Source organism: Pantoea phosphatilytica (assembly GCF_051025615.1).
Taxonomy (GTDB): Bacteria; Pseudomonadota; Gammaproteobacteria; order Enterobacterales; family Enterobacteriaceae; genus Pantoea.
On sequence record NZ_JBPFDF010000008.1, the window covers coordinates 1 to 19,649 of the forward strand.

Consider the following 19,649-nt stretch of genomic DNA (forward strand, 5'->3'; position numbering starts at 1 on the left):
ACAGAATCTGCCTGGCGGCTTTAGCGCGGTGGTCCCACCTGACCCCATGCCGAACTCAGAAGTGAAACGCCGTAGCGCCGATGGTAGTGTGGGGCCTCCCCATGCGAGAGTAGGGAACTGCCAGGCACTGTACAAGTGAAGAAGCCCCGCACGGAAGTGCGGGGCTTTTTTACGTCCGTCGATCGTGAAAAACATATCAGTCTCGCCTTCTTCAACGTTTTTTCAGCCACTCAGCAATGAAATCTGCCACGTTTTCCGGGCTGTTCAGATCCAGAACGGGTAGCGCCAGATCCAGTTTCTGATCGCTGGCCACCGCGATAACATGCTCATCAAGCAGTTCACCGACGCCTCCTTTAATCCCGGCGCGCCAGAGCACAATTTTAGGCACGGGTTCATCTTTGAAGCCTTCGACCAGCACAATCTCCAGCACAGAGGGATCCATGCGGCTCAGCAGATAAGGCAGATTAACAGAGGGCTCTTCCGGCGTCTCACACATCAATGCCCACCGCTGCGCGCTTGCTACGATGACCTGACGGGCTCCCGCCTTTCTGAGCAGATAGCTATCTTTGCCGGGTGTATCAATATCCATCTGATGATGGGTATGCTTAATCAGCCCGGCGCGAATCCCTTTACTGGCCAGCAGGGGGATCACCTGCTGTAGCAGCGTCGTTTTTCCGGTTCCGCTCCAGCCTGTAATAGCAAGAAGGGGTAATGCCATCTCAGCGTCTCTCCTTCAGATCCTCAGGTGTATTGATATTGCGGAAAGCCGACTCATCATCATCCAGCTGAACAGCATGACCGCCATGGTCGCGCAGGAAGTGCATAAGGCGCCGTTCACCCGCCTCCAGATACGCCTGAAGCGGTGCCGCCAGTTTCCGGTGAACCAGGGCCAGCGTCGGGTGGTCGCGCGACGCCGAACGAACCCAGACCGCCGGTGCTGCTCCGCGCTGTCCGGCCAGCTTTTCAACAAAGTTAAGCGGAATGGCTGGCGTATCGCAGGAACAGAACGCTGCCCATTCATCATCAATAGCGCGCAATGCACTATAGATGCCAGCCAGCGGGCCAGGATAATCCCCGACGAGATCCTGAATCACCCGACACCCGCTTAACTGATAGCGATCAATATTACGATTCGCATTAATCATGACAATGTTGACCTGTGGCCTGAACCGTTCAAGAACATGCTCATAAAGCGGCCTGCCATTGAGTTGCACTAATCCCTTGTCCTGACCACCCATACGGCGGCCCTGACCACCGGCCATAATGATGCCGGTTACTGTCGTCATGCGTCTGCCCTCGCTGATAAGTAGTTGTGAAAGGAGAAAACGAAATGAAATGTCATCGTTTAAATGAACTGCTTGCGCTGCTGCAACCCGCCTGGCAAAAAGAGCCAGACCTCAATCTGGTCACATTTTTGCAGAAACTGGCTCAGGAATCTGGTTTCCGTGGCCCGTTAAGTGAATTAACGGACGATGTATTAATTTACCATCTCAAAATGCGTGACTCCGCCCGCGATGATGCGATTCCGGGCCTGAAAAAAGATTATGAAGTTGATTTCAAAACCGCCCTGCTGCGCGCACGGGGGGTCATTAAATCGGACGAGTAATGTTATCCTTGGCAGCTAAATGCAAGGGCAACTACAGGTAACATCATGAGCGACGCTGCTTTTAACTTCCAGACTCTGAATCCTGACGTGCTGCTGGATGCGCTGTGGGAGACCGGGATCCGCGTCGAATCAGGCCTGACAGCCCTGAACAGTTATGAAAACAGGGTTTACCAGTTCAGCGATGATGAAAAACGCCGCTACGTCGCAAAGTTTTACCGTCCGCAGCGCTGGCGTGCGGAACAGATCGCGGAAGAGCATCAGTTTGCGCATGACCTGCTGGCTGACGAAGTGCCGGTTGCCGCGCCGCTACGATTGCAGGGCGAGTCATTGCACAGTCACGCGGGCTTCTTTTTTGCTGTCTTTCCCAGTCTCGGCGGGCGGCAGTATGAGACAGACAACGAAGATCAGATGGAGTGGGTTGGCCGTTTTCTGGGGCGCATTCATCAGACCGGGCGTAAAGCCCTTTTCAGCCATCGGCCAGCTATAGGGCTGGAAGAATATCTGCATGAACCCCGGCAGGTGCTGGAGCGCGCTCTGCTCGTTCCTGAATCGCTCAAAGCCCCCCTGCTACAGGCTGTCGATAAGCTGGGAAACACGCTGCAGCAACAGTGGCACACTGCGTGGCAGCCGCTACGATTACATGGGGACTGCCATCCGGGTAATATCCTGTGGCGTGACGGGCCGTTATTCGTCGATCTGGATGACGCTCGTAACGGCCCCGCTGTGCAGGATCTCTGGATGCTGGTTAACGGCGACCGGCAGGAACAGCGTATTCAGTGGGATATCCTGCTGGAGGCGTACAGCGAATTCAGTGACTTCGATATTAATGAATTGTCACTGATTGAGCCTTTACGCGCCATGCGCATGGTTTATTATCTGGCCTGGGTTGTCCGACGCTGGGAGGATCCCGCTTTTCCGCGCGCGTTTCCCTGGATGACAGATGAAGATTTCTGGCGCAGGCAGATTTCACTCTTTACCGAGCAGGAGAAGCTGTTGCAGGAACCTCCTCTGCAGCTGACACCGCAATATTAATGACGTAGTCAGGAGATTTTTTCACGATGAAGAAAATTTGGTTTGCACTGATGGGTTTAGTGCTGGCATTCAGCGCGTCTGCTGCCCAGTTCACTGAAGGTAAACAATATGTGAATCTGCAGAAGCCGGTAGCTGGCGAACCTCAGGTGATGGAGTTCTTCTCCTTCTTCTGCCCGCACTGCTATCAGTTTGAACGCATTTATCACGTCAATGACGCGGTGAAAAAGAATCTGCCTGCTGACGTTAAACTGGTGAAATACCATGTTGATTTCCTTGGCGGCGATCTGGGTCCGGTCGTAACTCAGGCCTGGGCTGTCGCGATGGCGCTGGGCGTGGAAGATAAAGTCACGGCACCTATTTTCGATGGCATCCAGAAAACCCAGACCATTACCGATCCTGCCAGCCTGAAAGCGACCTTTGTCCAGGCGGCAGGTATCTCTGCTGCGGATTATGATGCGGCCTGGAACAGCTTTGCGGTTAAAGCCCTGGTAGCGCAGCAGCAGAAAGCCGCTGCGGATGTGGATCTTCGCGGTGTGCCTGCCATGTTCGTCAACGGCAAATACATGGTGAACAACGGCGGTCTGGATACCAGCTCTATGGATAATTTCGTCGCGGACTATGCGAACGTGGTTAAATTCCTTGTAAGCCAGAAGTAATCGGCTTCACCCTTCCATTAAACGCCAGCGCTGCTGGCGTTTTTTTTGGCTTTTGAACATCCGTCTGCTTTTTGTCCATCTCCAGGGCATAAATTTAATATCCACACAAGGGATCGCGCTATTAAAAATAGCGATCGGGTCACGGAAATAAAATAAACAATTGAAATTATTGACTTTTATTTGATACTGAATTGTACGGAGCCCTGAAAAACAGACCGTTATAATTTTTACGCACAAAGTTATCCACAGAACGATCGTTGCGATCCGGCTTCCGGAAGCATGAAAAAAACCTGGCGCGGTACGCCTTAGTTCACCATTTCTGCCAGGTTGTGGCATCCTTATAACCCAACTCATCGCAACGAAGACGACACAGACTTATGGCGCAAATTGCAGAAAATCCCCTGATTCTGGTTGATGGCTCATCCTATCTTTATCGCGCGTATCACGCGTTTCCGCCGCTGACCAATAGTGCAGGTGAACCCACTGGCGCCATGTACGGCGTGCTCAACATGCTGAAAAGCCTGCTGGCGCAATATAATCCGAGTCACGTTGCTGTGGTGTTCGATGCCAAAGGCAAAACCTTCCGGGACGAGCTGTTTGAGCATTACAAATCTCACCGTCCCCCGATGCCTGACGATCTGCGTGCGCAGATCGAGCCGCTCCATGAGATGGTGCGGGCGATGGGGCTGCCGCTGCTGGCGGTGAGCGGCGTTGAGGCTGATGATGTAATCGGTACGCTGGCGCTGGAAGCGGAGAAAAAAGGTCTCCCGGTGCTGATCAGTACGGGCGACAAAGATATGGCCCAGCTGGTCACGCCAGGCATTACGCTGATCAACACCATGACAAACACCATTCTCGGGCCGGAAGAGGTAGAGAACAAATATGGTGTTCCCCCTGCGCTGATCATCGATTTCCTCGCCATGATGGGCGACAGCTCAGACAACATTCCCGGTGTACCGGGCGTGGGTGAGAAAACCGCGCAGGCGCTGCTGCAGGGGCTGGGCAGCATGAAGACGATCTATGACAATCTGGATAAGGTTGCCGATCTTTCGTTCCGTGGTGCGAAAACCATGGCGACGAAACTCGAACAGAATCGCGATGTGGCCTTTCTCTCCTACCAGCTGGCGACCATTAAGACCGATGTTGAGCTGGAGCAGCCGTGCGAGGCGCTCACGGTCACTGAACCGGATGTGGAGGCACTGCAGGCTCTGTTCAGCCGTTATGAGTTTAAACGCTGGCTGAGCGATCTGCAGGAGGGCAAATGGCTGCAGGGCAAAAAGAGCAACACCCAGGCGCAGAAAGCCCTGGCCGATGAGCCAGCCCCTGCGGTCGAAACCCGCAGCGTTCTCTCATCAGAAGGATATGTCACTATCCTGGACCAGGCGCTGTTTGAAACCTGGCTGGAGAAGCTGAAAAACAGCGACGTCTTTGCCTTTGACCTGGAAACCGATGCGCTGGACACCCTGAGCGCCAGCATCGTTGGCATCAGTTTCGCCATTGCCCCCGGGGAAGCCGCCTATCTGCCGGTTGCCCATGACTATCTCGATGCGCCTGATCAACTGGATCGCGCGGCCGTGCTGGCGCAGCTTAAACCTCTGCTGGAAGATGACAGCGTCTGGAAAGTGGGTCAGAACCTGAAGTATGACCGTGGCGTGCTGAAGAACTACGACATCGAACTGGCGGGCATCAGATTCGACACCATGCTTGAGTCCTACATTCTGAACAGCGTGGTGGGCAAGCATGATATGGACAGCCTGGCCGCACGCTGGCTTCACCACAAGACGATCACCTTCCAGGAGATCGCCGGCAAAGGCAAAAATCAGCTGACCTTCAACCAGATTGCACTGGAACAGGCTTCGCACTATGCGGCTGAAGATGCCGATGTCACCCTGCAGCTGCATCTGAAGATGTGGCCAGAGCTGGAGAAAGAAGCGGGGCCGAAGAACGTTTTCGAGCAGATCGAGATGCCGCTGCTGACCGTGATCTCCCGGATAGAGCGTAATGGCGTATTGATCGATCAGGGCATACTGGCGCAACACTCGAAAGAGCTGACGGCACGCCTGGCAGAACTGGAGTTAAAAGCGCATGAGCTGGCGGGCGAACCCTTCAATCTCTCCTCCACCAAACAGCTCCAGGTGATTCTGTTTGAAAAACAGGGCATCAAACCGACTAAGAAAACCCCGGGTGGTGCGCCTTCCACCAGTGAAGAGGTGCTGGCTGAGCTGGCACTCGATTATCCGCTGCCAAAAGTGATCCTGGAGCATCGCGGTTTATCCAAGCTGAAATCGACCTATACAGATAAGTTGCCGCAGATGATCAACCCGATAAGCGGGCGCGTGCACACCTCGTATCATCAGGCCGTGACCGCGACCGGGCGTCTCTCTTCAGCCGATCCAAACCTGCAGAACATTCCGGTTCGCAATGATGAAGGGCGGCGGATTCGTCAGGCCTTTGTGGCGGCGAAAGGTTATCGCATCGTGGCTGCGGACTATTCGCAGATCGAACTGCGTATTATGGCGCACCTTTCCCAGGACAAAGGGTTACTGGACGCGTTTGCTCAGGGCGAAGATATTCACCGCGCCACAGCATCGGAAGTGTTCGGGGTGCCGCTGGAGAAGGTCAGCGGTGAACAGCGTCGCAGTGCCAAGGCGATCAACTTTGGTCTGATCTATGGGATGAGCGCCTTTGGCCTGTCACGTCAGCTGAATATCGGGGCGGGCGAAGCGAAGAAGTATATGGATCTCTACTTCGAACGTTATCCTGGCGTACTGCGCTATATGGAGAACACCCGTCAGCTGGCGGCGAGTAAAGGCTATGTCGAAACACTGGAAGGCCGCCGGCTCTGGCTGCCCGATATTAAATCGGGCAACGCCATTCGCCGTAAAGCCGCCGAACGTGCCGCGATCAATGCGCCGATGCAGGGAACGGCAGCAGATATCATCAAACGGGCAATGATTGCTGTTGATGCGTGGCTTGAGCAGCAAAACGATGACACCGTCAGAATGATCATGCAGGTTCATGATGAACTGGTCTTCGAGGTCAAAGCGGAAGCGGTTGAAGAGGCCAGCCAGAAAATCCAGGCGCTGATGGAAGGCAGCGTGCGGCTCGACGTGCCGCTGCTGGTGGAAGTCGGCGTGGGCGATAACTGGGACGAAGCCCACTGATTGCCTGCTGCGGGTCGGTTCAGATGAGAGGGATCGACCCGGACTCAGGTATAAGAAAATCGTTGGGTTAACCGGTTTAGCTGAGCGAAGGCTGGTATGACACACGAGTGGTTTTCTAACTGCCTATCGGCTAAACATTTTTCTCGTCATTTAACTACATCGCAACGCTAATTCTGTGACGAGCATGGTAAAAAAAGTCCTTTTTGATGTAAGTAAGCAACAAAAAAGCCTTTGTCACGCACAGAAAATCAGGTAAAGTTCGTCGCGTAGGGTACAGAGGTAAGATGTTCTATCTTTCAGACCTTTTACTTCACGTAATCGGATTTGGCTGAATTTAGCCGCCCCAGTCATTCTGTGACTGGGGCGTTTTTTATTGGGCTTTTCACCGCGTCGCTTCAGCAGCGCGGGGCAGTGCCTTACTCTTCGGCGTCCTGATCCTCATAAGCCGGTTCAAGCGTGTTAAACCAGCTGTCCAGCTTCTGACGCACTTTATCCACGCCAATTTTCTTCAGCGATGAGAAGAGCTCGACCTGTACATCTCCGGCAAAGCCGAGCGCCGCTTCACGCACAACATTCAGCTGGGCTTTACGGGCACCCGAGGCGAGTTTATCGGCTTTGGTGAGCAGCACCAGTACCGGTATGCCGCTTTCCACTGACCACTGAATCATCTGGCGGTCGAGATCCTTGAGTGGGTGGCGGATATCCATCAGCACGACCAGTCCTTTCAGTGCCTGACGTTTTTGCAGGTATTCCCCTAGCGCACGTTGCCACTTCAGCTTCATCTCTTCCGGGACTTCGGCATAGCCGTAGCCAGGCAGGTCGACCAGACGCTTGCCCTCTTTGACTTCAAACAGGTTAATCAGCTGCGTACGTCCCGGCGTTTTACTGGTACGCGCCAGACCTTTCTGATTGGTTAACGTATTCAGCGCACTCGATTTTCCCGCGTTTGAGCGGCCAGCGAAAGCCACTTCAATTCCGGTATCGGCAGGCAGATGACGGATATCCGGCGCGCTCATAACAAAGTGGGTAACGTGATAATTCAGTTCAGACAAGGTGACACTCCAAAAAAACGCATTAAGGCAATGCCGGCGATTATACGCGTTATGGCGCGAAAGTGCTCAATCACATCTCTTTAACAAACTGTGTAAGATATTTGCCATAGCTGCTGCGGGTTATTTCGCTTTTTACTTTAATTACTTAAAATAAAAAAAGATAAAATTCAATTGTTTACATATTTTCGTTTCTTTTTTGAACGAACTATTTTCGATGGCGACTTGAGGGTTTTACCAGTTGGTCTACATTAGTGTGCAGTGCACGGCAGCACCCATCAGGAAGATGCCTCAGGGATGTCAGGATGGCAATGAGCGAGGGAATGGAAGCGGTCAGAGGAGAGGACCGGACAGGGATAAGGAATAGCTCAGGAGTTGAGCAGGCGCGGGATTGACCGGGATGTTACGAGCCAAAAAGGATTTAAAACATGATTCCTTCTTATGAAGGTATGAAATAAGGCGACAGCTTGAGCTGTCGCCTTTTTTCTTTGTCTGGTTTCTGCTAGATTTCGCCGCAATTCTATACTGAATAAAAAAGCCGGGACCGAACACTATGAAGCAACCTGCACGAGCTGCGCACGGCAAACCTGCCGGCAAAGCCAAACGCAAATCGCGTGACGAAATCAACAACGAAGCGCGCGATCGCAAACGTGATAAAAAGCATCGCGGGCACGCATCTGGCAGCCGTGCGAATCCGGCAGCGCCTGCCAATAGCAGCGGGCGTCAGTCGGACAGCGCGAAAGACCCACGCATCGGGAGTAAAAAACCGGTCGCCCTGATTGCAGACGGAAAGACCACGGCCACTAAGCCAAAGAAAAGCGTCGAAAAGCCCGCCGCGAAAAAAGTACGTCTGACGCCTGAGGAAGAGCTGGCGAAGCTGGAAAATGATGAGCGTCTGGATGCGCTGCTGGATCGACTGGAAAATGGCGAAACGCTGTCAGCTGAAGATCAGGGCTGGCTGGATGCCTCGCTGGATCGCATCGATGAACTGATGGAGCAGCTGGGCATCGTGATGGATGATGACGAAGATGACAAGGCAGAAGAAGATATGTATCGCCTGCTGAAGGGCAATTAAGCCAATTTGATCGGCATGTGGTTTCCGCATGCCGCACATTTCAGGTAAACGACAATGTTTTGGCCTGGATCAATTTTCGCGCTGCTGGCGACATGTTATCTGCTGTGGTTATTGTTTAAACTACGACGCCTGTCGCGTCTGAAGCAACGTTTACGTCGGGTCTCATCCCGCTCACCTTTCATCCCTTCTTCTTCGCGACCTTCTCTCAGACGACGTCACCGGAAGGAGTGAGCATGCCATCGCTGCAGACTGACTGGAATCGGGCGCTAATTGAAAAGTACAATTACGCCGGTCCGCGCTACACCTCTTATCCCACCGCGCTGGAGTTCAGCGAACAGTTCGCGGAAGCCGATTTCCGGCGCGCCGTGGCACGCTATCCGGATCGCCCGCTGTCACTCTACGTCCATATTCCTTTCTGCCATCGTCTCTGCTACTTCTGTGGCTGCAACAAGCTTGTGACGCGTCAGCGCCATAAGGCTGACCGCTATCTGGATGTGCTTGAGCAGGAGATTATTCAGCGCGCGCCTCTGTTTCGTCAGCGTCAGGTTACGCAGCTTCACTGGGGCGGGGGGACGCCTACCTTTCTCGACAAAGCCCAGGTTTCGCGGCTGATGGCGCTGCTGAAACAGCACTTCACGCTGACCGACGAGGCTGAGATGTCGATCGAGGTCGATCCGCGGGAAATTGAGCTGGATATGATCGATCACCTGCGATCGCTGGGATTCAATCGTCTGAGCATGGGCGTGCAGGATTTCAATAAAGCGGTGCAGGAGCGCGTCAATCGGGTGCAGGACGAGGCGGTGATTTTCGGCCTGGTGGCGCGGGCCCGCGAACAGGGCTTCAGCTCCACCAGCATCGACCTGATCTATGGTCTGCCCCTGCAGACGCCCGCCAGCTTCGCCTGGACGCTGGAGCGGGTGCTGGCGCTGAGCCCGGATCGCCTGAGTGTGTTTAACTATGCGCATTTGCCTGCGATGTTCGCGGCGCAGCGCAAAATCAAAGAGGATGAGCTGCCCTCCGCGCAGCAGAAGCTGGATATTCTGCAGCAGACCATCGCGACCCTGACGCAGCAGGGTTACCAGTTTATCGGCATGGACCACTTTGCGAAGCCGCAGGATGAACTGGCTATTGCGCAGCGCAGCGGGCAGCTGCACCGTAATTTTCAGGGCTACACCACCCAGGGCGACAGCGATTTGCTGGGGCTGGGCGTCTCCGCCATCAGTATGATTGGCGACAGTTATGCCCAGAATCAGAAAGAGCTCAATACCTGGTATGATTGTGTAGAACGGCAGGGAAATGGCCTGTGGCGCGGTCTCACCTTAAGCGAGGATGATTGCCTGCGGCGTGATGTGATTAAAACGCTGATTTGTCACTTCTCGCTGGATTTTGCTGCCACAGAAGCGCAGTGGGGGATCGACTTCAGGGATTACTTTGCTGAGGATCTGGCGCTGCTGGAACCGCTGATTGCTGACGGGCTGGTGGAATGTACCGCAACAGGGCTGAAGGTGACGGGAATTGGCCGGTTACTGATTCGTAATATCTGCATGTGCTTTGATCGCTATCTGCGTCAGAAAGCGCGTCAGCAGCAGTTCTCCCGCGTGATCTGAAAAAACGGGCCGGCAATCCTGCCAGCCCGTCCTGAACCGCTTACTCCATGCCAAGCTCTTTCAGCTTGCGCGTCAGTGTGTTGCGTCCCCAGCCCAGTAAACGGGCTGCTTCCTGCTTGTGGCCCTGCGTATGGCGCAGGGCGGTGGTCAGCAGCGTACGCTCCATCTCCGGCTGCGCTTCCGACAGCAGATTCTGATGACCGGAACGCAGGGCGCGGTCGGCCCACTGCGCCAGCAGCGTGGCCCAGCTGTCCGGCAGTGACTGCACCGGATTCTCCGGCGTGCTCGATTCGAACAGCTCCCCGGGCAGATCCTGAATCAGCACTTCCTGACCGGCTGCCATTACCGTCAGCCAGCGACAGGTGTTCTCCAGCTGGCGCACGTTACCCGACCAGTGCAGCCGGGTTAAGGCCGTTTCCGTTTCCGGGTGCAGAATCTTCGCTTCCACACCCAGCTCACGGGCGGCGACCTGCAGGAAATAGCGCGCCAGACGCGGAATATCCTCACGACGCTCACGCAGAGGAGGCAGATGCACGCGGATCACGTTAAGGCGGTGGAACAGGTCTTCGCGGAACTTGCCTTCCTGCACGCGCAGTTCCAGGTTCTGGTGCGTCGCGGCGATAATACGCACATCCACTTTAACCGGCGCATAGCCCCCGACACGATAGAACTGGCCATCGGCCAGCACGCGCAGCAGGCGGGTCTGCACATCCAGCGGCATATCACCGATTTCATCCAGGAACAGCGTGCCGCCATCAGCCTGTTCAAAACGGCCCTGACGGATCTGATTCGCGCCGGTAAAGGCACCTTTCTCGTGACCAAACAGCTCAGATTCGATCAAATCTTTGGGGATCGCGGCCATATTCAGCGCGATAAACGGCGCTTTGGCGCGCGGGCTATGGCGATGCAGCGCATGCGCCACCAGCTCTTTACCGGTTCCCGACTCACCATTAATCAGAACGCTGATCGACGAGCGCGACAGCCGTCCGATAATGCGGAAGACATCCTGCATCGCCGGGGCCTCACCGATGATATCGGTCGTCGGTCCACTGACCGGCTGATTGCGCGGCTGCTGCTGCTCCTGATAGTGGCTGATCGCACGCTCTACCAGCGCCACGGCTTCATCAATATCAAAAGGTTTAGGCAGATAATCAAACGCCCCCTGCTGATAGGCGCTGACGGCGGCATCGAGATCTGAATGCGCCGTCATAATGATGACCGGAAGCATCGGATGACGCTGTTTAATCTGTTTCAGCAGCGCCAGGCCATCCATGCCCGGCATGCGGATATCTGACAGTAAAACGTCCGGGGTTTTGGTTGAGAGGGCATCCAGCACCTCGCCTGCGCTGTCAAAGGTCGCACAGCTTAAACCGGCTCCAGTGAGCGCGCGTTCAAGCACCCAGCGGATGGAGCTATCGTCATCGACGATCCAGACTATCCCTCGTTGCATAGAAACCTCACTGGCGAATAGGCAGGTAAACCGAAAACTCGGTATGTCCTGGCCAACTGTTAAATTCTATTTTTCCTGAATGCTGATCAATCAGGCTACGGGCAATCGAGAGGCCTAAACCGGTTCCGCCTTCACGTCCGCTGACCATCGGATAGAACAGCGTATCCTGCAGCTGGGCCGGAATGCCGGGGCCATCATCTTCAATATCAATACGTGCCACCAGGCGATAACGGGTGCCGTGCAGCGTCAGCTGGAAAGCCGTACGGGTGCGGATAATAATCGTGCCGCCCTCATCACCCAGCGCCTGCAGGGCGTTGCGGACCACGTTAAGCAGCACCTGCTCGATCTGGTCGGGGTCGTGCGGCAGTTCGGGCAGGCTGGGATCATAATCCCGCACCAGCGAGACATTCTCCGGCAGCTCCATCGACACCAGATTGACCACGCGTTCGGCCACCTGATGAATGCTCTGGGTAATGTGCATACCCGGCTGCTGCGGCCCTAACAGACGATCAACCAGATTCCGCAGCCGGTCAGCCTGTTCAATAATCACTTTGGTATATTCGTTCAGCGAGGGATCGGGCAGGGCACGGGATAAGAGCTGTGCCGCGCCGCGCAATCCACCCAGCGGGTTTTTAATCTCATGGGCCAGGCCGCGAACCAGATCGCGGGCGGCCACCTGCTGGGCGTGCTGTAACTGCTCCTGACTGAGACGACGCTGATTATCCATCGGCGCCATTTCCATCAGAATTAAGCCGTCGGGTAACCGCTGGGCGGTCAGCGACATAATGTGCGCCCGCCCATCAACCACCAGCGTCACTTCACTGTCCGTAAAACCCTGGCCAGCCTCAAGACTCTCACGCATCACCTCAATATTCAGCGAGAAGTAGCCGGTCAGTTCCGGTAACGGCGTGCCGAACAGTTTGCGCGAGCTTTGCGCCAGTAGCTGCTGCGCGGCCGGGTTGGCGTAATGAATAACCAGATCGTTATCCACCAGCAGAATACTGTTGATCAACGCGTTGAGAATCTGCCCTGCATCGGGCAGAGAGCCAGTTGCCATACCACGTTCCTCTGCACTAAATAGGTGCATTTTACTCTTTAAGCCTGAAAGGGCGCGAATGAACGGTGAATTCGCGGAGAAAAAAGCCCATCCGAAGATGGGCTAAAAGTTTCCACGGCAACAAAAATGTCTGACCAGTTAAACGCTGTAGTAAAGCTCGAACTCAACCGGGTGTGGCGTCATGCGAACGCGGTCCATCTCTGTTTTACGCAGTTCGATGTAAGCGTCGATTGATTCGTCAGTGAACACACCGCCACGGGTCAGGAACTCGCGGTCTTCGTTCAGTGCATTCAGAGCTTCTTCCAGAGAGCCTGCAACTTTTGGAATCTCAGCTTCTTCTTCCGGTGGCAGGTCATACAGGTTCTTATCCATCGCATCGCCAGGATGGATCTTGTTGATGATGCCATCCAGGCCAGCCATCAGCAGCGCGGTGAACGCCAGGTATGGGTTAGCCGCTGGATCCGGGAAGCGCGCTTCGATACGGCGGGCTTTCGGGCTGGCAACAACCGGAATACGGATAGAGGCGGAACGGTTACGGGCTGAGTAAGCCAGCATGACCGGTGCTTCGTAACCCGGAACCAGACGCTTGTAGGAGTTGGTGGTCGGGTTCGCCAGGGCGTTGATCGCTTTAGCGTGTTTGATGATACCGCCGATGTAGAACAGTGCCATTTCAGACAGGCCGCCGTACTTATCGCCGGCAAACAGGTTCTGGCCGCCTTTAGAGAGCGACATGTGGCAGTGCATGCCTGAACCGTTGTCGCCAAACATAGGCTTCGGCATAAAGGTCGCAGTTTTGCCGTAAGCGTGCGCGACGTTGTGAACGACATATTTGTAGATCTGAATTTCGTCCGCTTTCTTGGTCATGGTGTTGAAGCGGGTTGCCACTTCGTTCTGACCTGCGGTTGCCACTTCGTGGTGATGCGCTTCAACGACCAGGCCCATCTGCTCCATGGTCAGACACATGGCAGAACGGATGTCCTGTGATGAGTCAACCGGTGGCACCGGGAAGTAACCGCCTTTCAGACCTGGACGGTGGCCTTTGTTACCGCCTTCGTACTCTTTACCGGTGTTCCATGCGGCTTCGATATCGTCGATAGCGACATGTGAACCGGAGGTTGATGAACCAAAACGGATATCATCAAACAGGAAGAATTCAGGTTCTGGTCCAAACAGCACGGTATCCGCGATGCCTGAAGAGCGCAGGAAATCTTCTGCACGCTTGGCGATGGAGCGCGGGTCGCGATCGTAGCCCTGCATGGTGCCTGGCTCAAGAATGTCACAACGGATGATCAGCGTAGAATCTTCGAAGAAAGGATCCATGACCGCGGTGGTCGCGTCAGGCATCAGCACCATGTCTGATTCGTTGATGCCTTTCCAGCCGCCGATAGAGGAACCATCGAACATTTTGCCTTCTTCGAAGAAGTCAGCGTTAACCTGGTGAGCAGGGATCGTAACGTGCTGTTCTTTACCTTTGGTATCGGTAAAACGCAGGTCAACAAACTTAACTTCATGCTCGTTCATCATCGAGAGAACGTGTTCAGCGGACATACTCAACTCTCCTGGAAATGGTCTTTCATTATCTACATGGCGAGGAAACGTCGTTTCCGGAAGGCGTGGCGGGAAACTGCTTCCTGCTCCACCTCTTCCGGCACGCTCTTCAACCGACATCTGACTGGCGTTTACGCTTAAACAGACTAAAGCGAATTCTGTGCCAACTTTTTTGATGTTGCTTAAATCGCCTTGTGCTGCACCTTTTTGTCATTAAGACGCTGCACCACGATGGTTTTAGTGCACCATGATGGTGCTACTGAGTGCACTTTGAGCACTATTTTGGTGCGCAGGACCAACTTAGTGCATTTTCTGCACCGGGAACAGTGCGAATTTGCGCCAATGCAATAAACTTTCAGTGAAAAGTGTGATCGTGTTCAGTCTTCCGCTTAATCCGTGTACAATAGCGCGCTATTTCTAATGCCTGAGGCAAAGCTGTGATCGAAAATTTGCGTAACATCGCCATCATCGCGCACGTTGACCATGGAAAGACCACCCTGGTTGACAAACTGCTGCAACAATCCGGTACTTTTGATGCCCGTACCGAAGCAACCGAGCGTGTGATGGACTCCAATGATTTGGAGAAAGAGCGTGGGATTACCATCCTCGCAAAAAACACCGCCATTAAGTGGAATGACTACCGTATCAACATCGTTGATACCCCAGGACACGCCGACTTCGGTGGTGAAGTTGAGCGCGTTATGTCCATGGTGGACTCGGTGCTGCTGGTTGTAGATGCGATGGATGGCCCTATGCCGCAAACCCGCTTCGTGACCAAAAAAGCGTTCGCGCATGGTCTGAAGCCGATTGTGGTTATCAACAAAGTAGACCGCCCTGGCGCGCGTCCGGACTGGGTTGTGGATCAGGTCTTCGATCTGTTCGTTAACCTGGATGCGACCGATGAGCAGCTCGACTTCCCTATCATTTTCGCCTCTGCGCTGAATGGTATTGCGGGTCTGGAGCACACCGACATGGCTGACGATATGACCCCGCTGTATCAGGCGATCGTCGACCACGTTTCTCCGCCTCAGGTTGAGGTTGAAGCGCCACTGCAGATGCAAATCTCTCAGCTGGACTACAACAACTACCTGGGCGTGATCGGTATCGGCCGTATCAAACGCGGTAAAGTGAAGCCTAACCAGCAGGTCACTATCATCGATAGCGAAGGCAAAACCCGTAACGGTAAAGTCGGCAAAGTCCTGACTCACCTGGGGCTTGAGCGTATCGACAGCGACCTGGCCGAAGCGGGCGATATCATCGCGATTACCGGTCTGGGCGAGCTGAACATCTCTGACACTATCTGTGATCCACAGAACGTGCAGGCGCTGCCGGCACTGAGCGTCGATGAGCCAACCGTTACCATGTTCTTCAACGTCAACACCTCACCGTTCTGCGGTAAAGAAGGTAAGTACGTGACTTCACGTCAGATCCTTGAGCGTCTGAACAAAGAACTGGTTCACAACGTGGCACTGCGTGTTGAAGAAACCGAAGATGCTGACGCGTTCCGCGTATCAGGTCGTGGTGAGCTTCACCTCTCTGTTCTGATCGAAAACATGCGTCGTGAAGGTTTCGAGCTGGCGGTATCCCGTCCGAAAGTCATCTTCCGTGAGTTCGAAGGCCGTAAGCAGGAGCCATTCGAAAACGTTACGCTGGATATCGAAGAGACGCATCAGGGTTCCGTTATGCAAGCCATGGGCGAGCGTAAAGGCGACCTGAAAAACATGGATCCGGATGGCAAAGGCCGCGTACGTCTTGACTACGTGATCCCAAGCCGTGGTCTGATTGGCTTCCGTAACGAATTCATGACCATGACTTCCGGTACCGGTCTGCTCTATTCGACCTTCAGCCACTACGATGACATCCGTCAGGGCGAAGTCGGCCAGCGTCAGAACGGCGTACTGATCTCTAACGGTCAGGGTAAAGCTGTTGCGTTCGCCCTGTTCGGTCTGCAGGATCGCGGTAAGCTGTTCCTGGGTCACGGTGCAGAAGTCTATGAAGGCCAGATCATCGGTATTCACAGCCGTTCTAACGACCTGACCGTTAACTGTCTGACCGGTAAGAAGCTGACCAACATGCGTGCTTCCGGTACGGATGAAGCCACGACCCTGGTTCCACCGCAGAAAATGACGCTGGAACAGGCTATCGAGTTCATCGATGATGACGAACTGGTAGAAGTGACGCCGCTGTCAGTGCGTATCCGTAAACGTCATCTGACAGAAAACGACCGTAAACGTGCTTCGCGTGGTTCTAAAGACGCATAATTGCGCCTTTAACTGAGAAAAGCTCCGCCATGCGGGGCTTTTTTTTTGCCTGAAGCCCCGCTTTTTTCAGCCGGACCCCGCCCGGCTCATCTGTACTCCCGCACGTTTTGCTCGCCTTCCGGCGTTTACGCTTTTCTCTCCGCGGATGCCTGTTCAGCCTGCACTTTTGCCGCTAGAGTGAATAGTCCAGGGAACCGAGGGAGAGACACCATGCTGTATATCTTTGATTTAGGCAATGTGATTATCGATATCGACTTTAACCGCGTGCTGGGTGTCTGGAGTGATCTGAGTCGTGTGCCGCTGGCGTCGCTGCAAAGCCATTTCCGGATGGATGAGGCATTTGAACAGCATGAGCGCGGCGAGATCAGCGATGAAGATTTCGCACTGGCGCTGTGTGAAAAACTGGAGATCGCGCTGAGCTATGAGCAGTTCGCTGCGGGCTGGCAGGCGGTGTTCGTGGATGTGCGTCCGGAAACCCTGGCGCTGATGAACCGGCTGCGGCTAGAGGGCCATCGGGTGGTGATCCTCTCAAACACCAACCGACTGCATTGTGAATTCTGGCCAACGCAGTACCCGGATGTGCAGCAGGCCGCTGACAGGCTCTATCTGTCGCAGGATCTGGGCATGCGTAAACCGGAAGCCCGGATTTACCAGCACGTTCTGGCGGCGGAAGGGGTGACGGCCGATCAGGCGGTCTTCTTTGATGATAATCCCGACAATATAGAGGCGGCCCGCGCCCTGGGAATTGAAAGTGTACTGGTGACTGACAGTTCGACAGTCCCCAACTGGTTTGCAGGTTAACAGTTACTCATGATGTCACATAAATTTCATCCCGGGCTGCATGCCTTCTGGCTGTGGCTCCGGCTGTTGTGGAAACGCATTGATGAAGACGGTATGACGACCCAGGCGGGTAATCTGGCGTATGTCTCACTGCTGGCGCTGGTGCCGCTGATCGCGGTGGTGTTTGCCCTGTTTGCCGCGTTTCCGGTCTTCTCTGATATCAGCGTACAGCTGAAGCAGTTCGTCTTTAACAACTTAATGCCCGCCGCAGGCAACACGCTGCAGCGTTATCTGGAGCAGTTTGTTGCCAACGTAAACCGGATGACGGCGGTCGGGGCGATCGGCCTGATCGTGACCGCCCTGCTGTTGATGCATTCGGTCGATACTGCGTTAAACACCATCTGGCGTAGCGACAAGAAGCGGCCGATGGTTTACTCCTTCGCGGTCTACTGGATGATCCTGACGCTGGGTCCGCTGCTGGCCGGTGCCAGCCTGGCGATCAGCTCTTATCTGCTGTCGCTGCGCTGGATTAACGCCACCGGCGTCACCAGCCTGGTCGATCAGATGCTGCGTATTTTTCCACTGCTGCTGTCGTGGTTCGCCTTCTGGCTGCTCTACAGCATCGTTCCGACCCAGCGTGTACCGCCGCGCGATGCGTTGATTGGTGCGCTGGTGGCGGGTGCGCTGTTTGAGCTGGGAAAAAAGGGCTTCGCGCTCTATGTTACGATGTTCCCCTCTTATCAGCTGATCTACGGTGTACTGGCCGTGATCCCGATTCTCTTTCTCTGGGTCTACTGGACCTGGTGTATTGTGTTGCTGGGTGCGGAGATAACTGTCACCTTAGCCGACTACCGGCAGCTGAAACAGCAGCAAAAAGAAGAACAACGCGAGGAAACATGATTGCATTGATTCAGCGCGTGCAGCGAGCCAGCGTCAGCGTCGACCAGCAGGTGGTTGGCGAAATTGGTGCCGGATTACTGGTTTTGCTGGGCGTGGAAAAAGGCGACGACAACGCGCGTGCGGAGCGTCTTGCAGAACGTGTACTGGGCTATCGCATCTTCAGTGACGAACAGGGCAAAATGAACCTGAGCCTCCGCCAGACGGGCGGAAGCGTGCTGGTGGTGTCGCAGTTCACACTGGCCGCAGACACGCAAAAAGGGATGCGCCCCTCTTTTTCAGGCGGCGCCGAGCCGGCTGAAGCGGAACGTCTGTATGAATACTTCAGCCACTGCTGTCGCCAGCAGGCCATCACCACGGCGAACGGTCGTTTTGCCGCGGATATGCAGGTTTCGCTGGTGAATGATGGTCCTGTAACGTTCTGGTTGCAGGTGTGAGATCGTCAGCTGAGCGGCATGGATCAGGCCACGCAAGCTCCGAACGGGAGAAACATTACATGTATCACCTTCGTGTGCCACAGACGGCGGAAGAGCTGGATATCTATTATCAGTTCCGCTGGGAGATGTTGCGTAAGCCTCTGCGCCAGCCGCCGGGGTCGGAACGTGACGCGTGGGATGCCCTGGCGCATCACCAGATGGTGGTTGATGAGCAGGGAAACCCGGTTGCCATTGGCCGTCTCTATATCAATGCCGACAACGAGGCCGCGATCCGCTTTATGGCCGTTCACCCCTCGGTGCAGGGCAAAGGCCTGGGTACGCTGGTGGCGATGACGCTGGAGTCGGTGGCGCGTCAGGAGGGGGTCAAGCGGGTCACCTGCAGTGCCCGTGAGGATGCCGTCGCCTTCTTCGCCAAACTGGGCTACATCAATCAGGGCGAGATCACCGCGCCGCAGACTACGCCGGTACGTCACTTCCTGATGATTAAACCGGTCGTCACCCTTGACGATATCCTGCATCGCGCCGACTGGTGCGGTCAGCTGCAACAGGCCTGGTACGATCACATCCCCCTCAGCGAGAAGATGGGGGTGCGCATCCTGCAGTTTACCGGGCAGAAATTTATCACCACCATGCCGGAAGCGGGCAACCAGAATCCCCATCATACCCTGTTCGCCGGGAGCCTCTTCTCACTGGCTACGCTGACCGGCTGGGGATTAATCTGGCTGCTGCTGCGCGAGCGTCACCTTGGTGGCACCATTATTCTGGCGGATGCGCACATCCGCTACAGCCAGCCCATCAGCGGACGGCCGGGCGCCATTGCCGACCTGGGCTCCTTAAGCGGCGATCTCGACCGGCTGGCGCGCGGACGTAAAGCGCGCGTGCAGCTTGAAGTCGAGCTGTTTGGAGATGATGAGCGTGGCGCGGTGTTTGAAGGGGTCTATATCGTTCTGCCTGCCGATCCCGACGGGCCGCTGGAGGAGGGCGGTTCCGGCGCACGAATCAACTGAGGTTCGGGGCCGCCATGCGGCCC

The 19,649-nt window shown here is 55.0% G+C and carries 18 protein-coding genes and 1 rRNA gene; 13 read left to right on the forward strand and 6 right to left on the reverse strand.

Annotated features, from left to right (window positions below; all coding sequences use genetic code 11):
* Positions 1-10 precede the first annotated feature (10 nt).
* A 5S ribosomal RNA gene (gene rrf / locus ACR6AS_RS19520) occupies positions 11-126 on the forward strand.
* 85 nt (positions 127-211) lie between these two features.
* On the opposite strand, the gene mobB is transcribed toward rrf, so the two are convergent.
* Positions 212-718: a molybdopterin-guanine dinucleotide biosynthesis protein MobB gene (gene mobB, locus ACR6AS_RS19525; protein WP_293770610.1), complete on the reverse strand. Its 507-nt coding sequence runs from the start codon at positions 716-718 to the stop codon at positions 212-214.
* A 1-nt stretch (position 719) separates the two neighbouring features.
* A complete protein-coding gene (gene mobA, locus ACR6AS_RS19530; protein ID WP_434163535.1) occupies positions 720-1,286 on the reverse strand; it encodes a molybdenum cofactor guanylyltransferase MobA in 567 nt (188 codons plus the stop codon).
* Positions 1,287-1,330: 44 nt separating this feature from the next.
* On the opposite strand from mobA, the gene ACR6AS_RS19535 reads away from it, so the two are divergent.
* The 5 genes from ACR6AS_RS19535 (at position 1,331) to spfP (ending at position 6,790) form a co-directional block, all read left to right on the forward strand.
* Entirely contained in the window at positions 1,331-1,606 is a 276-nt protein-coding gene (locus tag ACR6AS_RS19535; protein ID WP_418799737.1) for a YihD family protein, read from the forward strand.
* Between the two features lie 45 nt (positions 1,607-1,651).
* Positions 1,652-2,638: a serine/threonine protein kinase gene (locus tag ACR6AS_RS19540; protein ID WP_367395940.1), complete on the forward strand. Its 987-nt coding sequence runs from the start codon at positions 1,652-1,654 to the stop codon at positions 2,636-2,638.
* Positions 2,639-2,664: 26 nt separating this feature from the next.
* Positions 2,665-3,294: a thiol:disulfide interchange protein DsbA gene (dsbA, locus tag ACR6AS_RS19545; protein WP_293770604.1), complete on the forward strand. Its 630-nt coding sequence runs from the start codon at positions 2,665-2,667 to the stop codon at positions 3,292-3,294.
* A 377-nt stretch (positions 3,295-3,671) separates the two neighbouring features.
* A complete protein-coding gene (polA, locus tag ACR6AS_RS19550; protein WP_293770602.1) occupies positions 3,672-6,458 on the forward strand; it encodes a DNA polymerase I in 2,787 nt (928 codons plus the stop codon).
* Between the two features lie 284 nt (positions 6,459-6,742).
* Positions 6,743-6,790, forward strand: coding sequence for a small protein SpfP (gene spfP, locus ACR6AS_RS20550; RefSeq protein ID WP_071892919.1), 48 nt, complete (start codon positions 6,743-6,745; stop codon positions 6,788-6,790).
* An 84-nt stretch (positions 6,791-6,874) separates the two neighbouring features.
* Here spfP and yihA read toward each other — a convergent pair whose 3' ends face one another.
* A complete protein-coding gene (gene yihA, locus ACR6AS_RS19555) occupies positions 6,875-7,510 on the reverse strand; it encodes a ribosome biogenesis GTP-binding protein YihA/YsxC (protein WP_111141987.1) in 636 nt (211 codons plus the stop codon).
* A 550-nt stretch (positions 7,511-8,060) separates the two neighbouring features.
* On the opposite strand from yihA, the gene yihI reads away from it, so the two are divergent.
* Both yihI and hemN read left to right on the forward strand, forming a co-directional pair.
* Positions 8,061-8,582: a Der GTPase-activating protein YihI gene (yihI, locus tag ACR6AS_RS19560; protein ID WP_111141988.1), complete on the forward strand. Its 522-nt coding sequence runs from the start codon at positions 8,061-8,063 to the stop codon at positions 8,580-8,582.
* Between the two features lie 233 nt (positions 8,583-8,815).
* Positions 8,816-10,189 (forward strand): oxygen-independent coproporphyrinogen III oxidase, encoded by a 1,374-nt coding sequence (gene hemN, locus ACR6AS_RS19565; protein WP_434163536.1) that lies wholly within the window; start codon positions 8,816-8,818, stop codon positions 10,187-10,189.
* Between the two features lie 40 nt (positions 10,190-10,229).
* Here hemN and glnG read toward each other — a convergent pair whose 3' ends face one another.
* The 3 genes from glnG to glnA form a co-directional block, all read right to left on the reverse strand.
* Positions 10,230-11,639: a nitrogen regulation protein NR(I) gene (gene glnG, locus ACR6AS_RS19570; protein ID WP_128085010.1), complete on the reverse strand. Its 1,410-nt coding sequence runs from the start codon at positions 11,637-11,639 to the stop codon at positions 10,230-10,232.
* A gap of 7 nt (positions 11,640-11,646) precedes the next feature.
* On the reverse strand, positions 11,647-12,696 hold the full coding sequence (glnL, locus tag ACR6AS_RS19575) for a nitrogen regulation protein NR(II) (protein ID WP_111142116.1): 1,050 nt from the start codon (positions 12,694-12,696) through the stop codon (positions 11,647-11,649).
* A gap of 138 nt (positions 12,697-12,834) precedes the next feature.
* Positions 12,835-14,244 (reverse strand): glutamate--ammonia ligase, encoded by a 1,410-nt coding sequence (gene glnA / locus ACR6AS_RS19580; protein WP_009088151.1) that lies wholly within the window; start codon positions 14,242-14,244, stop codon positions 12,835-12,837.
* Positions 14,245-14,681: 437 nt separating this feature from the next.
* Between glnA and typA the strand changes: the two genes are divergently transcribed.
* From typA to fabY, 5 genes are all read left to right on the forward strand, one after another.
* Positions 14,682-16,505, forward strand: coding sequence for a ribosome-dependent GTPase TypA (gene typA / locus ACR6AS_RS19585; protein ID WP_111142115.1), 1,824 nt, complete (start codon positions 14,682-14,684; stop codon positions 16,503-16,505).
* A 210-nt stretch (positions 16,506-16,715) separates the two neighbouring features.
* Positions 16,716-17,306, forward strand: a complete 591-nt coding sequence (yihX, locus tag ACR6AS_RS19590) for a glucose-1-phosphatase (protein ID WP_111142114.1) — start codon at positions 16,716-16,718, stop codon at positions 17,304-17,306.
* Between the two features lie 9 nt (positions 17,307-17,315).
* Entirely contained in the window at positions 17,316-18,185 is an 870-nt protein-coding gene (locus tag ACR6AS_RS19595; protein WP_111142113.1) for a virulence factor BrkB family protein, read from the forward strand.
* Positions 18,182-18,619, forward strand: coding sequence for a D-aminoacyl-tRNA deacylase (gene dtd, locus ACR6AS_RS19600; RefSeq protein WP_111142112.1), 438 nt, complete (start codon positions 18,182-18,184; stop codon positions 18,617-18,619). Before ACR6AS_RS19595 ends, dtd begins: the two co-directional genes overlap by 4 nt.
* Before the next feature lie 59 nt (positions 18,620-18,678).
* Positions 18,679-19,626, forward strand: a complete 948-nt coding sequence (gene fabY / locus ACR6AS_RS19605) for a fatty acid biosynthesis protein FabY (RefSeq protein WP_293770573.1) — start codon at positions 18,679-18,681, stop codon at positions 19,624-19,626.
* Positions 19,627-19,649 lie beyond the last annotated feature (23 nt).